Origin of the sequence: Gordonibacter pamelaeae (assembly GCF_003340385.1) — a bacterium.
GTDB classification, from domain to species: domain Bacteria; phylum Actinomycetota; class Coriobacteriia; order Coriobacteriales; family Eggerthellaceae; genus Gordonibacter; species Gordonibacter pamelaeae.
In genome coordinates, this window is sequence record NZ_PPTS01000009.1 from 54069 (window position 1) to 75238 (window position 21170).

Below are 21170 nucleotides of genomic sequence, written 5' to 3' on the forward strand. Positions count from 1 at the left end.
GAAAAGCAGCCTACCCCCGGCGCCTGCCTATCGCAGCCGCCACGACCGCCGCAACAGCCGCAGCGGAGCCGGCCGCTGCGGCTGCCCCGAGCCCCCAACCGGCTGCATCGCCCGTTGCGGCGAGCTTCTTGGGAGCCGGGTAGTACCTCGACGCAGGCACCGACGTCGATGCCGAAGCAGCAGAGGGCGCCCCTGACCCGCCCGCCGGCGGAGCGGGAGCCGGCTCGGGCTGCGGCGTGGGATCGGGAAGCTTCTCGAACTGCGCCGTTACGGCCAGATCCTGCACGACATGCGTGAAATCGACATCCCATCCCGTGAAGCGGTAGCCCTCGGGAGCTACCACCTCGGGCGCTGTCGCCGCGCTGAACAGCGGCACTTCCTCGGTAGCGAGCACCTTCCCCTCCCACCCCGCGAACGTCACCGTGCGCGTGGCGGTGATGAGAAACGAGCCGTCGTCCTGCAGCGTGCCCACGCGCTCCCCGTCCTCCACGATGGCGGTATCTCCGCCGTTCACGAAGAGGTGGTCGAGCGTCATGAGCTCGGACAGGCGCGTCGCCCCGAACGGCGCCACGATGGTGTTCGACGTGTAATCGCCTCCCACCGAGTAGCCCAGCACCCGCACAGGTGCGCCGAACACGATATGCGAGAGATCGAGGGTGCCGCCGAAATGCGTGATGTTGCCAAGGCTGGCTCCCGGCCCGAGCACGAGCGTGGCCCCGGCCCAGATGGACATGCCGTCCGCGCTGCCCGTGAGCGTAACGGTGGCCGAAGGCAGCAGGTCCAGGGAGAGCGTGACCTCGGCCAACGTGACGGAGCCAGGGCCGCTCACGCTGGAGGACCGCGCTAGATCGAGCAGCTGCACCTCGTTGCCGGCGCCGTCCAAGCGAAGTGCTGCGGCCTCGGCGAACGAGAGCGTGCCGATGCGCACGCCCGAGCCCACGTTGATAGCGCCCACACCCGCGGCAACCCGCACGTCGCCCATGGCCGCCGAGGTCGGGTCCGCCATGCCGGCGATGGTCACGCCGTCACCGGTGACGGAGAGCACTGCGCCATCCCACGCGTAGGCATCGGCGGGCCCCTCCACATCGAACGGCCCCGCCGGGGCAGCCTCGGCCCGGCCGGGGGCGAGCGCGCAGAGCACCGCGGCAAGGGCGCAGGCGGCGAGTGCAAGCGCGAACGCCGCGTGAAGGCGGAGCCGCGGCTCCGGCGTGCGGAAACGGGGCGGGACGACGGTTTCGGCGGGCATGGTCACTCCTATCGCATCGGTTGATGCGACGAGCCTACCACCTGGCATGCTTGCGTTCCTTCGCGTCGGCCAGCCTAACACCCAACGGTAGCGCCGCCGTTGACGCCGCGAGCGCAACGCCCTTCCGCTTACGCCACCTTCGTCTTCGGGGCCAGCTTCTCGCTGCTCTTCCCGAAGAACACCTCGTACCAGCACAGGAAGCAGTAGATGTTCCAGATGCGCATCATCTTGAGCTTGCCGCGACCCTCCACCGTGGAGAAGTCGGCCGACTTGTGGTCGTCGAGCATCTGCACGAGGTAGTCCACGTTGAAGAACTCGTGCGCGGCCTCGCTCGTGAACGCCTCTTTGATGCGATCGTAGTACAGGTCGGTCTGCAGCCACACCGTAAGTGGCGTGATGAACGGCTGCTTCGGCATGTTCGCCACCTTCTTCTGGAAGCCCAGCTTGCTCGCAGCCACGCGCAGCGCGTACTTGGCATGCTCGTCGTCGACGCGGCACGCGGTGGGCAGCTGCAGCGCCACGTCGAGCACCTTCTTGTCGAGGAACGGCACGCGCAGCTCCAGCGACTGCGACATGGACATCTTGTCGGCCTTCAGGCAGATGTCGAAGGGCATGTAGCTGACCATGTCCACGTACTGGGTCTGCGTGATGATGTCGATGTCCTGCTTCGCCGCCTCGTCGAAGTGCGGCTTGCACCACTCCCACGGCTTGCAGGGGCCGTCGTAGTCGCGCAGCACGTTCGGGATCTCGTCCCACATGTAGTTCATGCTCGCTCGCTGGTAGCTCTTTTCCGGCCCGCCCGAGCCGCGCATGGCGAAGCGACGACCGTGGAACGGCGGCAGCTTCTCGGCCACGGCGCCCGCGGCGGCGCGCAGAGGGCGCGGCACCTTGAAGTACTTGCCGAACTCGAACTGGTCATGGTAGATCCAGTACCCGCCGAACAGCTCGTCGGCGCCCTCGCCCGACTGCACCACCTTCACCTGCTCGCGCGCGAGGCGGCTCACGAAGAACAGCGGGATGGCGCTCGGCGCGCCCAGCGGCTCGTCCATGTGGTACTGCTCGGTGGGCACGATGTCGAGGAATTCCCGCGCATCGACCTTCACCTGCCAGTTCGGCAGGTGGGCCCACTTCGCGAACTCCTCGGCGTCCTCCAGCTCGTTCAGCTTGATCTCGAAGTCGGACTGCGCGGCGATCTCGGCCAGCTTGTCCTCGCAGCCGATGTCGTAGCCCACCGAGAACGTCTTGATGTCCGGCGCGTGCTGCCCCATGCAGTACGCGGCCAGCGAGCTGTCGATGCCGCCCGACAGGAAGCTGCCGATCTCGACGTCGGCGATCTCGTGCGCCGCCACCGACTCGTCGAACGCCTTCACGATGACGTCGGCCCACTCGTCGAGCGACTTCGAATCGTCGATCTTGTACGTGATCTTGTAGAAGCATTCGGTGCGCAGCGTGCCGTCCTCGAACACCATGAAGTGGCCGGGCAACAGCTTGTGCACGTCCTTGAACATGGTCTGCGAGTCGTTCATGTACTCGAAGCACAGATACTGCGGCAACTGCTCGCGGTTGAGCTCCTTCTTGAACGCCGGGTGCGCCAAAAACGCCTTGATCTCGCTGCCGTAGACGAGGCGGTTGCCGTCGTGCTGGTAGTAGAACGGCTTGATGCCGAAGATGTCGCGAGCGCACACGAGGCGCTTCTTCGCCGCATCCCAGATGGCGATGGCGAACATGCCGCGCAGGCGCTCGAACACGTCCGTGCCCCACGCCTCGTAGCCATGGACGATCGTTTCCGTGTCGCCGTTCGTGACGAACTGGTAGCCCAGCGCCTCAAGCTCGGCGCGCAGCTCCTGGAAGTTGTAAATCTCGCCGTTGAACGTGACCGTGACGGTGCCGTCGGCGTTCTGCATGGGCTGGCGGGAGCCCTCGAGGTCGATGATGGACAGGCGGCGGAAGCCCATCGCTATGTCATCGTCCACGAAGAAGCCCTCGTCATCGGGCCCGCGGTGGGCGATGCGATCGGCCATGTCCTTGATGACGGCCTGGTTGGTCTCCCGGTCGTAATCGACCGCGGTGAATCCCACGAATCCGCACATGTGGTTGGTTCTCCTGTTCACGTGACGATGCTGTGAATCTCATATGATACGGCAACCTCCCCCGCCTCGGATGGTTTCCACGAAACCGGCAAGGAGAATGCGCTGCCCGACCAGCTGTTCGAACGGCCAGCCATGCACAGGACGACGAACCTCGCGGGTGCAGGAGCGTTTGACGCATCGAGCGGGGGTTTCTGCCAAAAAATGCACGGTTTGGCAATTCCGAAAAGCGGAATCCTCGGTTGCTTTTTCTGCGACCAGGTTAAACGGAAAAACACAGCCTTGAAATCCGGCCGAAACGAGCGCGTCGATTGCCAAACCGGCCGTTTTTTGGCAGAAGGATGGGTTTTCGGTGTCAAGGCGCCGATCGATCAAGATATGGGATAATGAGCGGTCGAGAAGAACATGCAAGGAGACCACATGACCGCGCAGAACCCCCGTATCGCCTCCGCCGCCGACGTGGCGCGCCGTTTGCAGCCCGTCGTGGTGGGCGGCGACATCCTGGCTTACAGCTACGTGAGCGAGCTGCACCGCGCGTACGGCATCGAGCACACCATCGTGCTGGCCGCGCACGACATCAAGATGCTCTCGACCAGCCGCTTCACCGACTATCGCCTGGAGCCGAACGTCCATGACCCGGAAGGCCTCTACGACGCCCTCGAGCGCGTGGCCGCCGAGGTGAGCGCCGCGGACCCGGAGCGCGTGCTGCTCGTGCTCGGCTGCGACGACTGCCATGCGCGCATGCTGTCGTCCGGGAAGGAGCGCCTCGAGGCCGCCGGATACACGGTGCCCTACCTCGACTTCGCCCTGCTCGACGACATCACGCAGAAGCGCCGCTTCTACGAGCTGTGCGCGCAGCTGGACATCCCCTACCCGCGCACCTGGTACTTCTCGTGCGGCCCGGACGGTCCCGAGGAGCTGCCCGTCCACGACTTCCCCTACCCGCTCATCGCGAAGCCTTCGAACTCGGCGCAATTCCAGGAAGCGACCATCGAGGGCTGGCGCAAGATCTACGAGATCGACTCGCCGGAGGAGCTGGCCGAGGTGTGGCGCTCCATCCGCACGTCGGACTACGATAACGAGCTGGTGCTGCAGGACTTCATCCCCGGTGGCGACGACGCCATCCGCACGCTCACCACGTTCTCGGACGCATCGGGCGAGCTGCGCGTGGTGTCGGGCGGCGTCGTGTGCCTGCAGGACCACGACCCCACCGCGCTGGGGAACCCGCTCTGCATCATGGGCGAGCGCGAGCAGGCCATCATCGACGGCGCGCGGCGCTTCCTCAAGGAAGTCGGCTACCGCGGCTTCGCGAACTTCGACATCAAGCACGACGAGCGCGACGGGAGCTTCCGCTTCTTCGAGGTGAACACGCGCTGCGGGCGCAACACCTACTATATGAGCCTGGGCGGCCAGAACTTCGTCGAGCTCATCGTGCGCGAGTTCATCCTGGGCGAGGCCATCGAGTACCGCGAGGCGTACGACCCCTTTGTCTACTCCTGCGTGCCGCGCTACGTGCTGGACCGCTCCATGAAGAACCGCGCCCGCCTGCAGCAGGCCCTCGAGGTGCTGCGCCGCACGCCCGAGCCCTACCCGCTGCACTACGCGCCCGACTCGTTTTTGCACAACTTCTGGGCACGCGTGATGCACGTGAACCAGATTCCCAAGTTCAAGCGCTTCTATTGGGACACCGACGGCAAGCAGCTTAAGTAGGACGCGCGGCGCCGCAGGCGCGGGAAGGCAGGGGTGGGATGAAAGCTTGGGAATGGGCGGTTTGGATCGCCCTCTGCCTCGTGCCGCTCGCCGTTGCGGCAGCCTCCTTGGGATCGCTGCCGGACACCGTCGCGATGCACGTCGGCCCCGACGGCACGATCGACCGTTATGGCTCCAAGTACGAGCTGCTGCCCATAGCGTGTCTCCTGGCCCTTCCCAACCTCCTCTTGATGCTCGCCTCCTGGAAAGCGGAGGCGCTCTTCGCCAAAGGACTCGTCCACGGCATCGACAGCCCCCGCAACCTTCGGACCCTCTTCCTGGTGCTCGGCATGGTCGACACCGTCATCTACCTTGGCATCATGCTCTCGTTCGGACGCGGCGTCCTCGCAGGCTAAATCGGCCGCCGGTGCCCCTCCTCGCAGGTGAGCACCACCGGGCCGTCCTCGGTGATGGCGACCGTCTTCTCGAAGTGGGCCGAGGGCAGGCCGTCGCGCGTGCACACCAGCCAACCGTCCGGCATCTGGCGCGTCTTGTAGGTACCCTGGTTGATCATGGGCTCGATGGCCAGCACCATGCCGGGCTCCAGCCTCACGCCCGTGTGGCGATGGCCGAAGTTCGGCACGTTCGGGTCCTCGTGCATGTCGCGGCCGATGCCGTGCCCCACGTACTCGCGCACCACGCCGAAGCCCTCGGCCTCGGCGATGCTCTGCACCGCATGCCCGATATCCCCCAGGTGGTTGCCGGGGCGCGCCGCCTCGAGGCCGGCCCACATGCACTTCTCCGTCACGTCCAGCAGGCGCTGCTTCTCCGGCGAGATGCGGCCCACGGCATAGGTCCAGGCGTTGTCGCCCACCCAGCCGTCCACGATGGCGCCCGTGTCGATGGAGATGATGTCGCCCTCCTGCAGCACGACACCCGCGGACGGGATGCCGTGGACGATCTGCTCGTTCACGGAAGCGCAGATGGAGCCGGGAAACCCGCCGTATCCCTTGAACGCGGGGATGCCGCCCTCCGCGCGGATGAGCGTCTCGGCCAGCTCGTCCAGCTCGAGCGTGGACACGCCGGGCCGCACGCGCGCCCCCACCTCGCGCAGCACCTTGGCCGACACGCGGCCCGCCTCCTTCATGGCCTCTATCTCGGCCGGTGACTTCCTGATGATCATGCCTCGCCCACACCTTCCGCACGTCGCGTCCGTTTGCTGCCGTCCAGTATAGCACTCCCTTTCCACCCCGTTACGCATCCCCCACGCTCGGAAAACGCCTGCACGCACGCCCCCGGGGCCGCCTGCGCACCCCTCTAGCATGGAGGGGAATCCGCGTCCGCGCCGCCCCGGCCGGAGCGCACCGAACCAGCAAGAAGGAGGCTCTATGAACCCGTTTGAGCAGAAGCCGAAGAAGTCGTTGATGGACATGGTCCCCAACTGGAAGCAGCTCGCCGTCAAGCCCTACGACAAGTTGGAGGCCGACCCCTACACCAAGGCGCGCATCATCCTCATGAACGGCATCGAGGTTGAGGCGGCGATGTTCGGCCACAACTTCAACCGCCACTGCGAGAACAACGACCTGCGCCGTGACCTGGCCCTGTGCCGCCGCATGGAGCAGGAGCAGCAGAAGCGCATCAACTGGATGAGCCCGTCGAACGAGTCCACGCTCGAACTGACCATCGGCTACGAGCAGCTCGCCGTCGACCTGACGGCCTGGCTCGCCATGCACGAGCCCGACGAGTACGCCAAGTCCTGCATGGACTTCGCGCTCCTCGAGGACTTCGACCACCTGTACCGCTACGCCGACCAGCTCAAGTTCGACGAGGACATCCCCGCGCACAAGCTCGTCCGCGACACGATCGAGATCACGCCGGGCCGCCCGACCATCGCACATCATCGCCATCCGTTCGACTCCGTGCGCATGCCGCGCAACTCCAAGACGGGCGACATCCGCACCACGCTCGGCGCGCTCATCCTCACCGCCGGCGAGCAGCAGACGATGAACTTCTACATGAACCTGGGCAACACGGTGCCCGAGGGCCCCGGCCGCGACCTCTACCAGGAGATCGGCATGGTGGAGGAGCAGCACGTGACGCACTACGGCTCGCTCATCGACCCGTCTATGAGCTGGCTCGAGATGCTGCTGTGGCACGAGTACCAGGAATGCTACCTGTACTACTCCTTCTACGAGACCGAGGTCGACGCCCGCGTCAAGAAGATGTGGGAGATGCACTTCGAGCAGGAGTGCATGCACCTGGCCATGGCCTGCGATCTGCTGCAGAAGTACGAGGGCACCGAATGGCAGCAGATCATTCCCGCCGGCGAGTTCCCCGAGCTTCTGGACTTCCACCCCACGAAGGACTACGTCCGCCAGGTTCTGGCCGAGCAGGTCACCCTCACCGCGCAGGACGAGGAGTTCGTCGACATCGACGACGTGCCGAGCGACTTCCGCTTCTTCACGTGGAACGACACGGTGAACGGCCGCGTCCAGGACGTGCCGAGCCATGAGGCCGTGCGCCAGCTCATCGAGCGCGACGGCGAGGACTACCGCTCCGAGGACGCCGAGAGCCCCATCCCCGAGCTCCGCAGCCGCAAGAAGGACGACACCAAGCTCGCCCGCGTGCAGGGCTACGGCAAGCGTGCCCACGAGGTGGAGCGGCAGGCCAAGGAAGAGCGCGAGGCCGTGCTCGTCTAAGCGCATCCCGCCCGCCGACATCAAACGAACGGGGCGCCCAGCCGGGCGCCCCGTTTTTCGCAAGGCAAGGTATCGGCCCTTGCCGCCGCATGCGGGCCGATCTTGCCCGTCGGCAAAGGCGAAGCCCTTGTCCTACGCCTCGTCCCGCCCCTCGTCGCCGGCATGGCCGTCGCCGGGCGGCTTCAATCGGCCGGCGTCCTTCAGCGCACGTCGCAGGATGAACTCCACCTGCGCGTTCACGCTGCGCAGGTCGTCCGCAGCCCAGCGCTCGACGGCCTCCCAGAGAGCCGGGTCGACGCGCAGCGGGTATTGTTTGCGTTTCGCCATGTCTCACACTGCGGGCACCCCGGCAAACGCACGGGCCGCCCGCCCTTCCCTACTGGTACAGCGTCCCCGTGTTCAGCACGGGCTGGGCATCGGACTCGCCGCACAGCACCACCATGAGGTTCGACACCATGGCGGCCTTGCGCTCGTCATCCAAGTCTACCACGTTCTTGCGCGACAGCTCGCCCAGCGCCATCTCCACCATGCCCACGGCGCCCTGCACGATCTTCTCGCGCGCGGCTATCACCGCGTCCGCCTGCTGGCGGCGCAGCATCGCCTGGGCGATCTCCGGCGCGTAGGCCAGGTGCGTGAGGCGCGCATCGTCGATAACCACGCCGGCCTTCTCCAGGCGCACGGCCAGCTCCTCCTTGAGGGCGGCCGACACCTCCTCGATGTTGCTGCGCAGCGTGATCTCGCCCTCGGGCTCGCCGGGCATCTGGTCGTAGGCGTAGGTGGTGGCCACGTGGCGCAGCGCCGTCTCGCTCTGCGTGTGCACGTAGGAGTTGTAGTCGTCCACGTCGAACAGGGCCTTGGCCGTGTTCTCGACGCGCCAGACGATGACGTCGGCGATCTCGATGGGGTTGCCGCACTTGTCGTTCACCTTCAGGTGCTCGCCGTTGTACGTGCGGGCGCGCAGCGAGACCTTCGTGGAAAGCGGCGTGCTCTTCCCGGTGCGCTCATCGATGGTGCTGCCGGCCGAACGGGAGTAGAACGGGTTCGCCCAGTGGAAGCCCTCATCGCGCACGGTGCCCTTGTAGTCGCCGAACAGGATGAGCACGCGCGCCTGGTTCGGCTGGATGGTGAAGAAGCCCATGAGCATCAGCAGGGGCCCCACGCAGAGCACAACGATGCCGACGACCAGCAGCACCACGCCCATCGTGTGGGCCGGCGTGGTAAGGGGCATGTCGTCGGGCGGCAGCATGGTCGCCCCGGTCACGATGCAGGCGACGCACGCGGCTGCGAGAACGAACGTGAGCAGCAGCAGGGGCCAACCGCTCCTCGCATGGATGGTTTTCTCGACGGACGCGCCGCCGGTCGCACGCGCGGTCTTATCGGACATGACGGTTCCTTTCTCTCCCGAACAAGACGCCCTATGCGCCCGTCCGCACCCTCGCACCGCAAGGTGATACAAATATGATATCACATTGAGATCGCGTTGACGAGAGCGTGCGCGAATGCCCGCGAGAAAGACCGGCGTCGAACTCCGCCGCACCTTCTCATTTTTTCATTTTACGATGTTTCACGTGAAACATCTGTTCGCGTATCAGGCCAAAAAGAAAGGAGCCCTTGCGGACTCCCTTCTTTTCAGGCGTTCGGCTTCGTGCGCTCGGCTACTCGCCAGCCTCCGTGTAGTTGCGGGTCACGCTGGAATCGACCGACACGCCCGGCGTCATCGTGGCGGACACGGTGACGGACTTCACGTACTTGCCCTTGGCCGCAGCCGGCTTCATGCGGATGATCTCGTCGTACACGGCACCGTAGTTCTCGGCGAGCTGCTCGGCCGTGAAGCTGACCTTGCCGATGATGACGTGCGCGATGCCGTAACGGTCGGCACGGTACTCCACGCGGCCGCCCTTGAGCTCGTTGATGGCCTTCGCCACGTCGTTCGTGACGGTGCCGAGCTTCGGGTTCGGCATGAGGCCGCGGGGGCCGAGGATCTTGCCGAGGCGGCCGACCTTGCCCATCTGGTCGGGCGTGGCCACGGCGGCGTCGAAGTTGAACTCGCCGGCCTGGATCTGCTGCATGAGCTCGTCGGAGCCCACGATGTCGGCACCGGCCTCCTCGGCGGCGCGGGCAGCCTCGCCCTCGGCGAACACGGCCACGCGGACCGTCTTGCCCGAGCCGTTCGGCAGGCTCACGGTGCCGCGGAGCTGCTGGTCGGCCTGGCGGGTGTCGATGCCCAGGCGGAAGTCGACCGTCACCGTCTCGTCGAACTTGGCGGTGGAGACCTCCTTCACCAGGTTCATGGCCGCGAGCGGCGCGTAGGCCTCCTCGCCGATCTTCTCGATCGCAGCGCGGTAGTTCTTGGACAGTTTCGTCATGATGATTCCTTTCGTGGTTCGTAGCGGGCGCATGGCGCGCCCTTCCACTGCCTTTTATCGCTCAAACGGCCGCCCGGTCGGACGGCCGTGTTTGCGCTTTGGTTCGCCGAAGGACTAGTCCTCGTCCTCAAGCGTCTTGCCCTGCAGCATGGCGGCAACCTTCTTGGAAGGCACGTACTTGATCTTCATCTCGCGGCCCTCGATGCGCACGCCCATGGAACGGGCCGTGCCGGCGATGATCTCCATGGCGGCCTCGATCGTGTTGGCGTTGAGGTCCGGCAGCTTGATCTCGGCGATCTCGCGGAGCTGGTCCTCGGTGAGGGTGCCCACGGACTGCATGTGCGGGATGCCCGCGCCGCTCTTGATGCCCAGCTTCTCCTTGATGAGGATGGCCGCCGGCGGGGTCTTGCACACGAACGTGAACGACTTGTCCTCGTAGACCGTGATCTCGACCGGGATGATGGTGCCGGACTGGTCCTGCGTCTGGGCGTTGAACGCCTGGCAGAACTGCATGATGTTGACGCCCTGGGCGCCGAGCGCCGGGCCGACCGGAGGAGCCGGGTTCGCGGCACCCGCGGGGATCTGCAGCTTGATAAAGCCGGTTTGCTTCTTTTCAGCCATGATAACTACCCTTTCAGCTGATCATAACGTTTCGAAAATCAATCTATCAACACAGCGGCCGGTGTCGAATGAGAAGCCCCGGTCCACGCGGGCACGCGACGCCGCTAATGTTCGCTAAATCTTGGCGATCTGGTCGAACGAGAGCTCCACGGGGGTCTCGCGCCCGAAGATCGACACGAGCACCTTCACCTTGCCGGCATCGGGGGACACCTCCGACACCACGCCGTCGAACTCGGCCAACGGCCCGGAAACCACCTTGACGGACTGCCCCACCTCGATGGAGGAGGACGTCTTCTTCGGGGTGCCGGGACGGTTCTTGTCCGAGCGCATGCCCATGATCTTGTTGTACTCGTCACGGGTAAGCGGGGCCGGGTTGCCCTGGCTGCCCACGAAGCCCGTGACGCCCGGCGTGTTGCGCACGGCCGCCCAGCTGCGGTCGTCAAGCTCCATGCGGACGAGCACGTAGCCCGGGAACACCTTCTTCTCGCTCTCGACGCGGCGCCCGCCCTCTTTGATCTCCGTCACCATCTCGGTGGGGATCTCGATGGCGAACACGTTGTTCTCGAGGCCCATGGTCTCGATACGCGTCTCGAGGTTCTTCTTCACCTTGTTCTCGTAGCCCGAGTAGGTGTGCAGGACGTACCATTTCTTCGACATGTCCTTATGCCCCCAAACTCGAGATGCCCACGAGCACCGGCGTGATGATGACGTTGTCGAGAAGAGCCACGTACACGCCGAAGAACAGCAGCGCGGCCACGACGACGACGCTCCAGCGGAGCACGTCCTTCTTCGTGGGCCACGTCACGCGCTTCATCTCGGCACGCACGTCCTTGAGGAAGCCGAAGCGACGCTTCTTGGGCTTGCTCTCAACCTTCTTCTCGGCTTTTTTCTCTATCTTGCCCTTATCCTGCTTGTTGGCGGCAGGGGTCTCGGCCTTGTCGGCTTTCTTGAAAAACCGCTTCTTGGGTTCCGCGGCGGCATCGGCCTCGGCGATATCCTTCGCCTCGACTGCGGCGCTCTCGGCCTCGAGGGCCTGCGCCTTTCGTGCGGCGCGTGCGGCCGAGGCCTTCGCGCGCTGTGTTTTCGATTTCTTCGCCATCTGGTTCCTTCGCCCGAGAAAACCGGGAAAATCGTAATCTGTCTAAACGCCAAACAAGCAGCCTGATTCCAAGCTGCTCGAACAAGCAACCTGAATGCAAGCTGCTCAAGATTAACAAGCTGGCAGGCCAGGAGGGACTCGAACCCCCAACATGCGGTTTTGGAGACCGCCGCTCTACCAATTGGAGCTACTGGCCTATTGCTTGTCCTACCCTGATAACGCTATCGAGTCTCTTTGTGCGTCGTGTGATGACCGCACCACTTGCAGTACTTCTTCAACTCGATGCGATCAGGATTGTTCTGCTTGTTCTTCTTGGTCGTGTAATTGCGGCGCTTGCAATCAGTGCAGGCCAAAGTGACCAACGTGCGCATGAATTCTCCTCTTATCGCTTACGTGTCGAGCTTGATAACGTAATCATACACATGAATTCTCAAAGGGCGGGGCCCGCCGGAGCGGACCCCGCGTTACTGGTGAAACGGTGTTACTTGATGATCTTCGTCACGCGGCCGGAGCCAACCGTGCGGCCACCCTCGCGGATAGCGAAGCGCAGGCCCTCTTCCATGGCGATCGGGTGAATGAGCTCGCCCTTGATCTCCACGTTGTCGCCCGGCATGACCATCTCGGTGCCCTCGGGAAGGTGGGCAACGCCCGTCACGTCCGTCGTGCGGAAGTAGAACTGCGGGCGGTAGCCGTCGAAGAACGGCGTGTGGCGGCCGCCCTCTTCCTTCGTCAGGATGTAGACCTGGCCCTCGAACTCGGTGTGCGGGGTCACGCTACCGGGCTTGCAGAGAACCTGGCCGCGCACGATCTCCTCGCGCTTGATGCCGCGAAGCAGGCAGCCGATGTTGTCGCCGGCCTGGGCCTCGTCGAGCAGCTTGCGGAACATCTCGATACCGGTGCAGACCGTGTTCTGGGTCTCCTTGATGCCGATGATCTCCAGCGGGTCGTTCACATGGAGCGTACCGCGCTCCACACGGCCGGTGGCAACGGTGCCGCGGCCGGTGATGGTCATGGTGTCCTCGACGGCCATCAGGAACGGCTTGTCGACCATGCGCTCCGGCGTGGGGATGTAGGAATCCACCGCGTCCATGAGCTCCCAGACCTTCTCCTGCCACTCCTTGTCGCCCTCGAGGGCCTTCAGAGCGGAGCCGCGGATGATCGGGGTGTCGTCACCCGGGAACTCGTAGCTGTCGAGCAGCTCGCGAACTTCCATCTCGACGAGCTCGATGAGCTCCTCGTCGTCCACCATGTCGCACTTGTTCAGGAACACGACGATGTAGGGAACGCCGACCTGACGGGCGAGCAGGATGTGCTCGCGGGTCTGGGCCATGGGGCCGTCGGTGGCGGCGATAACGAGGATGGCGCCGTCCATCTGGGCCGCACCCGTGATCATGTTCTTCACGTAGTCGGCGTGGCCTGGGCAGTCGACGTGCGCGTAGTGGCGCTGATCCGTCTCGTACTCGATGTGGGCGATGGAGATCGTGATGCCGCGCTCGCGCTCCTCGGGAGCCTTGTCGATGTTCTCGAAGGCCGTGAAGTCGGCGCGGGCGGAGCCGTGGCTGCCGTCGTTCTCGGACAGCGTCTTGGAAATGGCGGCCGTGAGCGTGGTCTTGCCGTGGTCAACGTGGCCGATGGTGCCGATGTTAACATGCGGCTTGGAACGCTCGAACTTCTCCTTAGCCATGTTTCATCCTCCTTATCAAGGTTTCGCTTGCGCGAAAGTCAAAACAAAATAATGACGCACCCGGAAACGGACGCGGAATAATCAAAATGGTAGCGGTGACTGGATTTGAACCAGTGACGCCACGGGTATGAACCGTGTGCTCTAACCAACTGAGCTACACCGCCATGTTGAAAATGGAGCCTGCGATCGGACTTGAACCGACGACCTCTTCCTTACCAAGGAAGTGCTCTACCTGCTGAGCTACACAGGCGATTAGATGGTGGGCGCGCTAGGATTCGAACCTAGGTAAGCATAGCTAACGGGTTTACAGCCCGTCCCCTTTAACCACTCGGGCACACGCCCCTGTTTCGCTCAATTCATGTGTATTTATCAAGCTGCCTGCCGCGTGTTTCGGTGGTTCCGAACGCGCGAGCAGATGAATAATACGCTAGGATCATCAGCGTGTCAACTACCTACACGCCCCCGGGCGTGTCTCCACGATTCCTCCTTTTTCGTGGGGAAACGCTCGCGGAGGCCCTACTCCCCCGCGATCTGCCGGATAAAAAATATTCCAGGGCGCAAGCGTCATCGTTACGCCGCAGGCCCATCTATCTATATATAGTAAGGGTAGCGCGCCCCCGCGGCAGGCGGGCAGGGGCCTTGAAGGCTCGCCGAGCACACCGCCGAAGGTCGGGCTACTATATATAGGTTGTGCTTCCCTATACGTTGTGGTCATCTATTTCCCCTGTTCCACGGCTTGTTTGCCTTCGTTTGACGTCCTCGGAACGGTTGCGCGTCCTCGGCTCGGGAAACCCCCACCGTTGATCTGGGTTTATGAAACGCGTTCACAACAATTTTTGTCCATCTGCGCAAACGTGCTATGATGCGCACTGCTTTTGCCCACACATACTACGTGCTCAATTCAGGAGGTCTTCGAATGAGAGAGCATACAAACGGACTCAGCAGGCGAGCGTTCATTGGCGGTGCCGTCATGCTCGGTGCCGCATCGATCGTAGCTCCGACGACCGCATTCGCGACGACGGCTGCGGAGAAGCAAGCCGAGGCGGACGCCGTCCGCAACCAGCTCGTCGGCCTTCAGGCGGATCTCGAAGCTGCCGCCGACAGTTACAAGCAGGCGCTCGACGCGCAAGAGGTTGCTCAGGCTGCCATGGAAGCCGAGCAGGTCAAAATCGATGAAGCCAACGGGAAGATCGCCGATCTTCAGGACAAGCTGGGAACGCGTGCGCGCAGCATGTACCGCTCCGGCTCGTCGAGCTTCCTCGATTTTGTCATGGGCGCGACCTCGTTCGAGGAGTTCACGCAGAACTGGGATCTGCTGAACAAGATGAACGAGAACGACGGCCAGATGGTCGACGAGACGAAGGTCCTGCGCGAGGAGCTGCAGGCATCGAAGGACGAGTACGTCCGCCAAGAGAAGATCGCCGCCGACAAGGCCGCCGAGGCGAAGGTCATCCAGGCCGAGGCCGAGGCGAAGGTCGCCCAGGCCACCGAGCTGGTGAACTCCCTGGACGCCGAGGCGCAGGCGCTGCTCGCCGAAGAGCAGGCAGCCGCCGCGCGCGCCGCTGCCGAGCAGGCCGCGGCCGAAGAGGCCGCCCGCCAGGCGCAGAACAACAATAATGGCTACAATGCGCCGAGCAGCAACAGCAACAATACGTACGTGCCCCCCGTCTACAACAACGGCGGCGGCGGCGGTGGCGGCGGCTCCGTGGGCAACTACGGTTCCGTCGTGGACTACGCCATGAGCCGTATCGGCTGCCCGTACGTGTGGGCTGCCGAGGGTCCCGACGCGTTCGACTGCTCGGGCCTCGTGCGCTGGGCGTACCTGCAGGTGGGCATCTCGCTCCCCCATTACACCGAGTCGCTGTACGCCTGCGCGAAGAACCGCGTGCCCGTGTCCGAGGCGCGCCCGGGCGACGTGCTGTACCGCCCCGGCCACGTGGGCATCGCCGTGAGCTACGGCGGGTCGCACTACGTGCACGCCCCCACCTTCAACGCGTACGTGCGCGACACGGACCCGCTGTCGTGGTCCGGCTTCACCTGCGCGCTGCAGTTCTAAGCAGCACCGTTTCAACCTAGTTTCGCAAGGAGGGCCTCGGGCCCTCCTTTTGTATAATGGGGGCACTTCACCCCCCGCGAAAGGAGCATGCGGCATGAACATCTCCGTGAGCCTGGAAAACGGCCTCCTCCCCGACCGGTACGGCAAGCACGCGCCGGCCGACGCGATGCTGGACGGGCACCCGTGCGTATCGTTCCCCCTGTCGATAGACGACGTACCCGAGGGCACGCGGTCCCTGGCGCTCACGTTCCTGGACTGGGACGCCATCCCCGTGGGCGGCTTTTGCTGGATACACTGGATCGCCTGCAACTTCCCCGCCGAAACCCGCTGCATACCCGAGAACGCGAGCGTCTCGGGTGCCGTGCCGTGCGTGCAGGGATCGAACAGCGACTGGTCGCCGCTGGCGGGTTCGCACACCGACCCGCGCATCATCCACCGCTACGCCGGGCCGTATCCGCCCGACAAGACCCACGATTACACGCTGACCGTGTACGCGCTCGACTGCGAGCTCGACTTGGCCGAGGGGTACTACCTGAACGAGTTCCGCCGTGCCATCCGCGGCCACGTGCTGGCCGAGGCCTCGCTCGAGCTGCCGAGCCGCGCCTAGCGGGACGCGCCGCCATGGAGCCGACGCATATCGAGCACCCCCTGGAGCCCGTGTTCGACGCACGGTCGCGCGTGCTCGTGCTGGGCACGATGCCGTCGCCGAAGTCGCGCGAGGCGGGCTTCTACTATGCGCATCCGCAGAACCGCTTCTGGAAGGTGATGGGCGCGCTGTTCGGCGAACCGGAGCCCCTGGGCAACGAGGCCCGCACGTCGTTTATGCTGGAGCGCCGCATCGCGCTCTGGGATGTGCTGGCCTCGTGCACCATCGAGGGCGCTTCCGACGCCTCCATCGCCGACGCCCGGCCCAACGACCTCGCGCGCATCGGCTCGGCTGCGCCGCTCGAGGCCGTGTTCACCACGGGCTCGAAGGCGGCCGGCCTCTACCGGCGCTTCTGCACGGGCATGCTGCCGGGCGTGCCGCACACCGCCCTGCCCTCCACGAGCCCCGCGAACGCCCGCATGCGCCTGGCCGACCTCGTGGAGGCGTACCGGCCGCTCCGGGACGCGCTGCGCTGAGGCGCCGCAGGGGACGTCCGTGGGGCTACTTCTCGGCCTTCTCGGGATGGCCGTGGTCCTTCTGCCAGCGGTCCCAGGTTGAGTAGCAGATGGCGGCGCGCTGATCCTGGTCGGGCCATTTGTCCTTCTCGTAGCGGGTGATGTGCTCCATGCAGCGGGAGATGTACGTCTCCTTCTTCTCGTTGCCGCGAGGGTCGGGTATGGGCATGTCCTGCCTCCTTTCACCGGGTCGGCAGCGCGGCGCGCCGCCGACCGTCCGGATAGCCTCGGCCGCATCGTAGGCGGCATGCAACCGGGCGTCCCCGGAGCCCCCGCGGTTGCGACGCGGCGGTTTCCGCTCGGTTGCCCCGCCGTCGACCGCTTCGACACGTTCGCGCGGGAAATGCGCGCCCGGGCGCAATCGCGGTCGACGCAGGGGATGCCAAGTCGTATACTGGCTGATGGAATTGGCAGCACAGAGCGAAAGGATGCACACGATGACAACGTACGCGGACCTGCCCGGAGACGAGCTCGGCACCCTCAAGGCCGAGCTGGAGGCGCAGTACGCCGAGATCAAGGCGCGCGGTCTCGCGCTCAACATGGCACGCGGCAAGCCCGGCGCCGACCAGCTCGACCTGAGCATGCCCATGCTGGCCACGGTGACGACGGCCGAGGACTGCCGCGCCGAGGACGGCACGGACTGCCGCAACTACGGCGTGCTGGACGGCCTGCCCGAGGCGAAGCGCTTCATGGCGTGCATGGTGGAGGAGGACCCGGCGAACATCGTCGTGGGCGGCAACTCCAGCCTTTCGCTCATGTACGAGGCCGTGGCCCGCTGCCTCGACTTCGGCACGCTCGGCTCCAAGCCGTGGAGCCAGTACGATGGCATCAAGTGGCTCTGCCCCACTCCGGGCTACGACCGCCACTTCGGCATCACCGAGGCCTTCGGCATCGAGATGATCCCCGTGCCCATGACGGCGGACGGCCCCGACATGGACGAGGTGGAGCGCCTCGTGGCCGGCGACGCCTCCGTGAAGGGCATCTGGTGCGTGCCGAAGTACTCGAACCCCGGCGGCGTGACCTACTCCGACGACGTGGTGCGCCGCCTGGCCGCCATGGAGTGCGCGGCCGACGACTTCCGCATTTTCTGGGACAACGCCTACTGCGTGCACCATCTCTACGACGACGCGGCCGACCAGGACCAGCTGCTCGACATCGGCGCGGCGTGCCGCGAGGCGGGCAACGAGCACCGCTACTTCAAGTTCGCCTCCACGTCGAAGGTGACGCACCCCGGCTCGGGCATCTCGGCCATCGCGGCCAGCCCCGACAACATCGCCGAGATCAAGAAGCGCATGGGCGTGGGCACCATCGGCTACGACAAGCTGAACCAGCTGCGTCACGTGAAGTTCCTGAAGGACGCCGACGGCCTGGCGGCCCACATGGCCAAGCACGCCGCCATCCTGCGCCCGAAGTTCGAGCTTGTGGTGAGCAAGCTGGACGAGGGCCTGGCCGAGGTGGGCGGCTGCTCGTGGTCGAGCCCGCGCGGCGGCTACTTCGTGTCGTTCGACGCGCCCGAGGGCACGGCGAAGCGCATCGTGGGCCTGGCGAAGGAGGCCGGCGTGACCATGACCGGCGCCGGCGCCACCTACCCCTACAAACAGGACCCGCGCGACAGCAACATCCGCATCGCCCCCACGCTGCCCCCGCTCGCCGAGCTGGACGCCGCCATGGACGTGTTCGTGTGCTGCGTGAAACTGGCCTACGCGGAGAAACTGCTGGGCTAGGCTGCGCAGAGGGCACGGCACCGCGTCGCGCCCCTTCCCCATCGATTCCCCTAGGCGACCCGGCACCCGTGCCGGGTCGCCTCGCATCCGCCGCCTCCCACGCACCTCGGGGCCCGTCGACGCTGGGGCGGAGATACCCAGGGAGCCTGGCGCTCCTTTACCGCTGCAGCTCAGACGCATCGGACGATTTCAGAGGCGTGGGCGATTCGGCGCCGCAGGGGCGCCGGGTTTGCCTGCATTACCGAAGGCACCTGGAACCTCCGGAGCCCCCGACGCCCCGGACGCACCGGGAAAGGCTTGCGTTGTGGGCAGGTTTGCCCCACATGCGGAGCAAACCTCCGCTGAAGGATCGTTCGTCTCGCCGCATTTCGGGCACGTCTTGTCCAGTGTTACCGCTGCCGGTCTAAAGCACATGTCTGCCTTCCTTCTTGATAGGTATCGCCTCGCTTGCATCGATCATCGCTTTACCTCCCTATGCCGAGCAGGGATTCGTCGAGCTTGGGCTCGAACGCCGCGGGGTCGAACTGCTGGGACGGAATGGTGTAGGGAAGCTTCTCTATATCCAACGCTATCGGTTCGAGATCGACGAACCCGCACTCCTTCAGCTGCTCGACCGCTGCAGCCGACAGCCTGATCTGGAATTTTTCCTCGCCGTCGACGCGCATGGTAAGCAGGCTCGCCCAAAGCCTCACCCCCTCGTCGCAGGCCGTCCGTCCCGTGAGCCCTGCGCTTCGGACCGTCAGCGCCATCTCCTCGTCGCCGAACCCGCGCGAGATGAGGCTCACGTGATCCTCTTGGCCGAGCCCGATGATCCCCTCTTTCGTGCAGAACCCGTCGATGAAGAACAGGGTTCCCTTCGTCGCATGCTTTATGTCCATAGCCATCGCCACCGTTTCCTGTATCGCCTAACCGAAAACCCGGTCCGCCGCGCGCGGCCGACACTCATTGCTTTTCCCTCGACGGCTTCGCCACCGAGAGCTTCGCGCTCGCCGCCAGACCGTCCACGTACCGTCCGACTTCGAGAACCCAGCGGTCGAATACCGTCTTCAGATCGGCGCCGGGGTACCTTCCCTCGCGATAATAGAGCTTGTACGGGTATTCCACGATGAGGCGGTACGCCTCGCTTCCTTCCGCAACTGCGCGTACGTCCGGAGGGCTTATCATGGTCGCAGAATTTGCCGCCTGGTAAAGCTTGTAGAACGCCGCGCGGATCTTACCGCTCGCGTTCGGATCCGCCGTCTGCAGCAGCACTTGATCCATCAGCGCCGACGCCTCGCGCAACAGCACGAACGAGTCTTCGTAGAGAACCGCCATGCCGACCCCCTTTCGACGTGCACCCGCATTGCCTACGAGAACAGCTCGCGCAGGGCGGCTTCGTCGGTTACGTCTATCTCGGAAGCGCGGGTGATGCGGTCTTCCTTCGCGAAGTGGTAGACCTTCACGTCCTCTTCGGGCACCGTTCCCGCCAAAACGAGCTTCCGCAGCTCTTGGAGTACGTGGTCGGAGTGCGAAGTGATGAGCACCCGCTTGCCCTCTTTCGTAAAATCAGCGAGGATCTTGGCCATGGCTCGTTGGAACCGGGGGTGCAGGTGGGTTTCCGGTTCCTCGATCATGACAAGGGAACCCGGCTCGGACAGCGAGCCCAGGACGATCGAGGCAACCGATTGGTTCACGCCGTACCCCGAATTGACCGCGCTCACCCACATGCCGCTTTCAGCAAGGTCGATGACCACGCTCGGACCGCTCATCACGTAGGGGCTGATCTCGACGCCCAGCGACGACAGCCGATCCGTCATGCGATCAAGCTGCGCTTCCATGGCGGGATAGCGCTTCGCCTCGTTGATACGGTAGATGATGAGGTTGGACAGCCACTCTTCAAGCGCGGACGAGTCGCCGGTGCGGTTCGAGATATCCTCAACCGTGGGCTTCCCTGCAAGCAGAGGATAATTGTACTTGGTGAAGCCACGGTTGGAGGACAGGTAGAGCATGTTCTCGAACCATCCCATCGTGCGCTTCTGCTCTTGCATGGTTTTCGCAGGATCGGGAGAAGTGAACACGCCGCCGCCGTATCCTCCGGCCGCTATCGGGAAGAACAAGCGCCCTGAGGCCTCGACGGCACCGTCGGTGCGGCTATCCCATTTCCATCCTTCCTCGCCATCGACGGCAAAGGACTCCACCACGCCACCCATAGAGGCCTCGAGGCTGTATTGCAGCTCTTCTGCGTCTCCGTCCAAGGTGACGGAGATCCGTATGGGAAGATCGGTATCGTGACGAGACACCACTTCCCGGTAATCGCCGAGGCGCAGAAGGTAGTCGTTGAAGCTCAGCTCCTTCTTCTGGAGGCTCTGCTTGACGAAGGCGAGCGACTGGATGACCGTCGTCTTGCCGGTCGAGTTGAATCCGGTGAGCACGTTGATTTTCGAAAAATCGAGATCGGTAGCTTGCTGGGCTTTGAAGTTTTCCAGGTGAATATGCTTAAGCATGGTTATCTCCTCAAGGTAAATACCGCAGATGTCATCGTGCGCGCAGGTAGGTGCTCACCGGCTTCGCAGGCTCTACGGCAAGCGCGTGGGTCGGACACCATTTCACGCACGCCATGCAACCTACGCACACGTAATCTTTCTTCAATTCGGCCAGCTCGCCGGCAAACTCGAGGTTGCCGCGCACGCATCGCTGCGCGCAGGCGCCGCAACCACAGCACGAAGAGCCGATATGGACGATATAAGGCGAGTACATGT

At 64.5% G+C, this 21170-nt stretch carries 24 protein-coding genes and 4 tRNA genes; 7 read left to right on the forward strand and 21 right to left on the reverse strand.

From position 1 onward, the window contains the following. Positions 1 to 10: 10 nt before the first annotated feature. On the reverse strand, positions 11 to 1246 hold the full coding sequence (locus C1877_RS13370; RefSeq protein WP_114569406.1) for a hypothetical protein: 1236 nt from the start codon (positions 1244 to 1246) through the stop codon (positions 11 to 13). Positions 1247 to 1374: 128 nt separating this feature from the next. Continuing rightward, a complete protein-coding gene (asnB, locus tag C1877_RS13375; RefSeq protein ID WP_015539782.1) occupies positions 1375 to 3336 on the reverse strand; it encodes an asparagine synthase (glutamine-hydrolyzing) in 1962 nt (653 codons plus the stop codon). 417 nt (positions 3337 to 3753) lie between these two features. Here asnB and C1877_RS13380 point away from each other — a divergent pair, with 417 nt between their 5' ends. Both C1877_RS13380 and C1877_RS13385 read left to right on the forward strand, forming a co-directional pair. Continuing rightward, on the forward strand, positions 3754 to 5043 hold the full coding sequence (locus tag C1877_RS13380; protein ID WP_015539783.1) for a carboxylate--amine ligase: 1290 nt from the start codon (positions 3754 to 3756) through the stop codon (positions 5041 to 5043). A 38-nt stretch (positions 5044 to 5081) separates the two neighbouring features. Beyond that, the gene (locus C1877_RS13385) at positions 5082 to 5438 is read left to right on the forward strand and encodes a DUF1648 domain-containing protein (protein ID WP_015539784.1); all 357 of its coding nucleotides are present in this window, start codon (positions 5082 to 5084) and stop codon (positions 5436 to 5438) included. Here the strand turns inward: C1877_RS13385 and map are convergent. Then, positions 5435 to 6205 carry a type I methionyl aminopeptidase gene (gene map, locus C1877_RS13390; RefSeq protein ID WP_015539785.1) on the reverse strand — a complete coding sequence of 257 codons (771 nt, stop codon included), beginning with the start codon at positions 6203 to 6205 and terminating at the stop codon, positions 5435 to 5437. The genes C1877_RS13385 and map overlap by 4 nt on opposite strands. Before the next feature lie 205 nt (positions 6206 to 6410). On the opposite strand from map, the gene C1877_RS13395 reads away from it, so the two are divergent. Then, positions 6411 to 7721, forward strand: coding sequence for a hypothetical protein (locus C1877_RS13395; RefSeq protein ID WP_015539786.1), 1311 nt, complete (start codon positions 6411 to 6413; stop codon positions 7719 to 7721). A gap of 132 nt (positions 7722 to 7853) precedes the next feature. Here C1877_RS13395 and C1877_RS13400 read toward each other — a convergent pair whose 3' ends face one another. The 12 genes from C1877_RS13400 to C1877_RS13455 form a co-directional block, all read right to left on the reverse strand. Next, positions 7854 to 8048 (reverse strand): type II toxin-antitoxin system antitoxin, encoded by a 195-nt coding sequence (locus tag C1877_RS13400; protein WP_015539787.1) that lies wholly within the window; start codon positions 8046 to 8048, stop codon positions 7854 to 7856. Between the two features lie 49 nt (positions 8049 to 8097). Beyond that, positions 8098 to 9105 (reverse strand): SPFH domain-containing protein, encoded by a 1008-nt coding sequence (locus C1877_RS13405; RefSeq protein ID WP_015539788.1) that lies wholly within the window; start codon positions 9103 to 9105, stop codon positions 8098 to 8100. A 271-nt stretch (positions 9106 to 9376) separates the two neighbouring features. Continuing rightward, the gene (rplA, locus tag C1877_RS13410; RefSeq protein WP_015539789.1) at positions 9377 to 10087 is read right to left on the reverse strand and encodes a 50S ribosomal protein L1; all 711 of its coding nucleotides are present in this window, start codon (positions 10085 to 10087) and stop codon (positions 9377 to 9379) included. Positions 10088 to 10201: 114 nt separating this feature from the next. Further along, positions 10202 to 10708, reverse strand: coding sequence for a 50S ribosomal protein L11 (gene rplK, locus C1877_RS13415; protein ID WP_087191848.1), 507 nt, complete (start codon positions 10706 to 10708; stop codon positions 10202 to 10204). A 114-nt stretch (positions 10709 to 10822) separates the two neighbouring features. Then, positions 10823 to 11365 (reverse strand): transcription termination/antitermination protein NusG, encoded by a 543-nt coding sequence (gene nusG / locus C1877_RS13420; RefSeq protein ID WP_015539791.1) that lies wholly within the window; start codon positions 11363 to 11365, stop codon positions 10823 to 10825. Positions 11366 to 11369: 4 nt separating this feature from the next. Further along, positions 11370 to 11807, reverse strand: a complete 438-nt coding sequence (secE, locus tag C1877_RS13425; RefSeq protein ID WP_015539792.1) for a preprotein translocase subunit SecE — start codon at positions 11805 to 11807, stop codon at positions 11370 to 11372. Between the two features lie 120 nt (positions 11808 to 11927). Then, positions 11928 to 12004 (reverse strand) — tRNA-Trp (locus C1877_RS13430). Between the two features lie 24 nt (positions 12005 to 12028). Next, on the reverse strand, positions 12029 to 12178 hold the full coding sequence (rpmG, locus tag C1877_RS13435) for a 50S ribosomal protein L33 (RefSeq protein WP_041239432.1): 150 nt from the start codon (positions 12176 to 12178) through the stop codon (positions 12029 to 12031). A gap of 110 nt (positions 12179 to 12288) precedes the next feature. After that, positions 12289 to 13491: an elongation factor Tu gene (tuf, locus tag C1877_RS13440; RefSeq protein WP_015539793.1), complete on the reverse strand. Its 1203-nt coding sequence runs from the start codon at positions 13489 to 13491 to the stop codon at positions 12289 to 12291. A gap of 87 nt (positions 13492 to 13578) precedes the next feature. After that, a tRNA-Met gene (locus tag C1877_RS13445) sits at positions 13579 to 13655 on the reverse strand. Between the two features lie 10 nt (positions 13656 to 13665). Next, a tRNA-Thr gene (locus C1877_RS13450) sits at positions 13666 to 13741 on the reverse strand. A 7-nt stretch (positions 13742 to 13748) separates the two neighbouring features. Next, a tRNA-Tyr gene (locus tag C1877_RS13455) sits at positions 13749 to 13833 on the reverse strand. 574 nt (positions 13834 to 14407) lie between these two features. Here C1877_RS13455 and C1877_RS13460 point away from each other — a divergent pair. The 3 genes from C1877_RS13460 (at position 14408) to C1877_RS13470 (ending at position 16669) form a co-directional block, all read left to right on the forward strand. Beyond that, positions 14408 to 15547 (forward strand): coiled-coil domain-containing protein, encoded by a 1140-nt coding sequence (locus C1877_RS13460; RefSeq protein ID WP_114569407.1) that lies wholly within the window; start codon positions 14408 to 14410, stop codon positions 15545 to 15547. 94 nt (positions 15548 to 15641) lie between these two features. Then, the gene (locus tag C1877_RS13465; protein ID WP_114569408.1) at positions 15642 to 16154 is read left to right on the forward strand and encodes a YbhB/YbcL family Raf kinase inhibitor-like protein; all 513 of its coding nucleotides are present in this window, start codon (positions 15642 to 15644) and stop codon (positions 16152 to 16154) included. Between the two features lie 14 nt (positions 16155 to 16168). Next, positions 16169 to 16669, forward strand: a complete 501-nt coding sequence (locus C1877_RS13470; RefSeq protein WP_114569409.1) for a DNA-deoxyinosine glycosylase — start codon at positions 16169 to 16171, stop codon at positions 16667 to 16669. Between the two features lie 25 nt (positions 16670 to 16694). On the opposite strand, the gene C1877_RS13475 is transcribed toward C1877_RS13470, so the two are convergent. Next, positions 16695 to 16877, reverse strand: a complete 183-nt coding sequence (locus C1877_RS13475) for a hypothetical protein (RefSeq protein WP_015539795.1) — start codon at positions 16875 to 16877, stop codon at positions 16695 to 16697. 268 nt (positions 16878 to 17145) lie between these two features. Between C1877_RS13475 and C1877_RS13480 the strand changes: the two genes are divergently transcribed. Further along, positions 17146 to 18432, forward strand: a complete 1287-nt coding sequence (locus tag C1877_RS13480; protein ID WP_015539796.1) for an aspartate aminotransferase type Ic — start codon at positions 17146 to 17148, stop codon at positions 18430 to 18432. A gap of 189 nt (positions 18433 to 18621) precedes the next feature. Here C1877_RS13480 and C1877_RS16045 read toward each other — a convergent pair whose 3' ends face one another. From C1877_RS16045 to C1877_RS15195, 5 genes are read right to left on the reverse strand one after another with little or no spacing between them, the layout of a single operon-like run. Then, positions 18622 to 18885 (reverse strand): zinc ribbon domain-containing protein, encoded by a 264-nt coding sequence (locus C1877_RS16045; RefSeq protein WP_114569410.1) that lies wholly within the window; start codon positions 18883 to 18885, stop codon positions 18622 to 18624. A gap of 11 nt (positions 18886 to 18896) precedes the next feature. Next, a complete protein-coding gene (locus tag C1877_RS13490; RefSeq protein WP_041239434.1) occupies positions 18897 to 19316 on the reverse strand; it encodes a hypothetical protein in 420 nt (139 codons plus the stop codon). A gap of 58 nt (positions 19317 to 19374) precedes the next feature. Beyond that, positions 19375 to 19746 (reverse strand): hypothetical protein, encoded by a 372-nt coding sequence (locus tag C1877_RS13495; RefSeq protein ID WP_015539798.1) that lies wholly within the window; start codon positions 19744 to 19746, stop codon positions 19375 to 19377. A 32-nt stretch (positions 19747 to 19778) separates the two neighbouring features. After that, the gene (locus C1877_RS13500; protein WP_015539799.1) at positions 19779 to 20915 is read right to left on the reverse strand and encodes an AAA family ATPase; all 1137 of its coding nucleotides are present in this window, start codon (positions 20913 to 20915) and stop codon (positions 19779 to 19781) included. A gap of 31 nt (positions 20916 to 20946) precedes the next feature. Further along, on the reverse strand, positions 20947 to 21168 hold the full coding sequence (locus tag C1877_RS15195; RefSeq protein WP_015539800.1) for a hypothetical protein: 222 nt from the start codon (positions 21166 to 21168) through the stop codon (positions 20947 to 20949). Positions 21169 to 21170 lie beyond the last annotated feature (2 nt).

Coding starts and splice junctions, on each gene's coding strand:
- C1877_RS13370 (WP_114569406.1), bottom strand. CDS start 1,246: ATGCCCGCCGAAACCGTCGTCCCGCCCCGTTTCCGCACGCCGGAGCCG.
- asnB (WP_015539782.1), bottom strand. CDS start 3,336: ATGTGCGGATTCGTGGGATTCACCGCGGTCGATTACGACCGGGAGACC.
- C1877_RS13380 (WP_015539783.1), top strand. CDS start 3,754: ATGACCGCGCAGAACCCCCGTATCGCCTCCGCCGCCGACGTGGCGCGC.
- C1877_RS13385 (WP_015539784.1), top strand. CDS start 5,082: ATGAAAGCTTGGGAATGGGCGGTTTGGATCGCCCTCTGCCTCGTGCCG.
- map (WP_015539785.1), bottom strand. CDS start 6,205: ATGATCATCAGGAAGTCACCGGCCGAGATAGAGGCCATGAAGGAGGCG.
- C1877_RS13395 (WP_015539786.1), top strand. CDS start 6,411: ATGAACCCGTTTGAGCAGAAGCCGAAGAAGTCGTTGATGGACATGGTC.
- C1877_RS13400 (WP_015539787.1), bottom strand. CDS start 8,048: ATGGCGAAACGCAAACAATACCCGCTGCGCGTCGACCCGGCTCTCTGG.
- C1877_RS13405 (WP_015539788.1), bottom strand. CDS start 9,105: ATGTCCGATAAGACCGCGCGTGCGACCGGCGGCGCGTCCGTCGAGAAA.
- rplA (WP_015539789.1), bottom strand. CDS start 10,087: ATGACGAAACTGTCCAAGAACTACCGCGCTGCGATCGAGAAGATCGGC.
- rplK (WP_087191848.1), bottom strand. CDS start 10,708: ATGGCTGAAAAGAAGCAAACCGGCTTTATCAAGCTGCAGATCCCCGCG.
- nusG (WP_015539791.1), bottom strand. CDS start 11,365: ATGTCGAAGAAATGGTACGTCCTGCACACCTACTCGGGCTACGAGAAC.
- secE (WP_015539792.1), bottom strand. CDS start 11,807: ATGGCGAAGAAATCGAAAACACAGCGCGCGAAGGCCTCGGCCGCACGC.
- rpmG (WP_041239432.1), bottom strand. CDS start 12,178: ATGCGCACGTTGGTCACTTTGGCCTGCACTGATTGCAAGCGCCGCAAT.
- tuf (WP_015539793.1), bottom strand. CDS start 13,491: ATGGCTAAGGAGAAGTTCGAGCGTTCCAAGCCGCATGTTAACATCGGC.
- C1877_RS13460 (WP_114569407.1), top strand. CDS start 14,408: ATGAGAGAGCATACAAACGGACTCAGCAGGCGAGCGTTCATTGGCGGT.
- C1877_RS13465 (WP_114569408.1), top strand. CDS start 15,642: ATGAACATCTCCGTGAGCCTGGAAAACGGCCTCCTCCCCGACCGGTAC.
- C1877_RS13470 (WP_114569409.1), top strand. CDS start 16,169: ATGGAGCCGACGCATATCGAGCACCCCCTGGAGCCCGTGTTCGACGCA.
- C1877_RS13475 (WP_015539795.1), bottom strand. CDS start 16,877: ATGCCCATACCCGACCCTCGCGGCAACGAGAAGAAGGAGACGTACATC.
- C1877_RS13480 (WP_015539796.1), top strand. CDS start 17,146: ATGACAACGTACGCGGACCTGCCCGGAGACGAGCTCGGCACCCTCAAG.
- C1877_RS16045 (WP_114569410.1), bottom strand. CDS start 18,885: ATGCAAGCGAGGCGATACCTATCAAGAAGGAAGGCAGACATGTGCTTT.
- C1877_RS13490 (WP_041239434.1), bottom strand. CDS start 19,316: ATGGCTATGGACATAAAGCATGCGACGAAGGGAACCCTGTTCTTCATC.
- C1877_RS13495 (WP_015539798.1), bottom strand. CDS start 19,746: ATGGCGGTTCTCTACGAAGACTCGTTCGTGCTGTTGCGCGAGGCGTCG.
- C1877_RS13500 (WP_015539799.1), bottom strand. CDS start 20,915: ATGCTTAAGCATATTCACCTGGAAAACTTCAAAGCCCAGCAAGCTACC.
- C1877_RS15195 (WP_015539800.1), bottom strand. CDS start 21,168: ATGTACTCGCCTTATATCGTCCATATCGGCTCTTCGTGCTGTGGTTGC.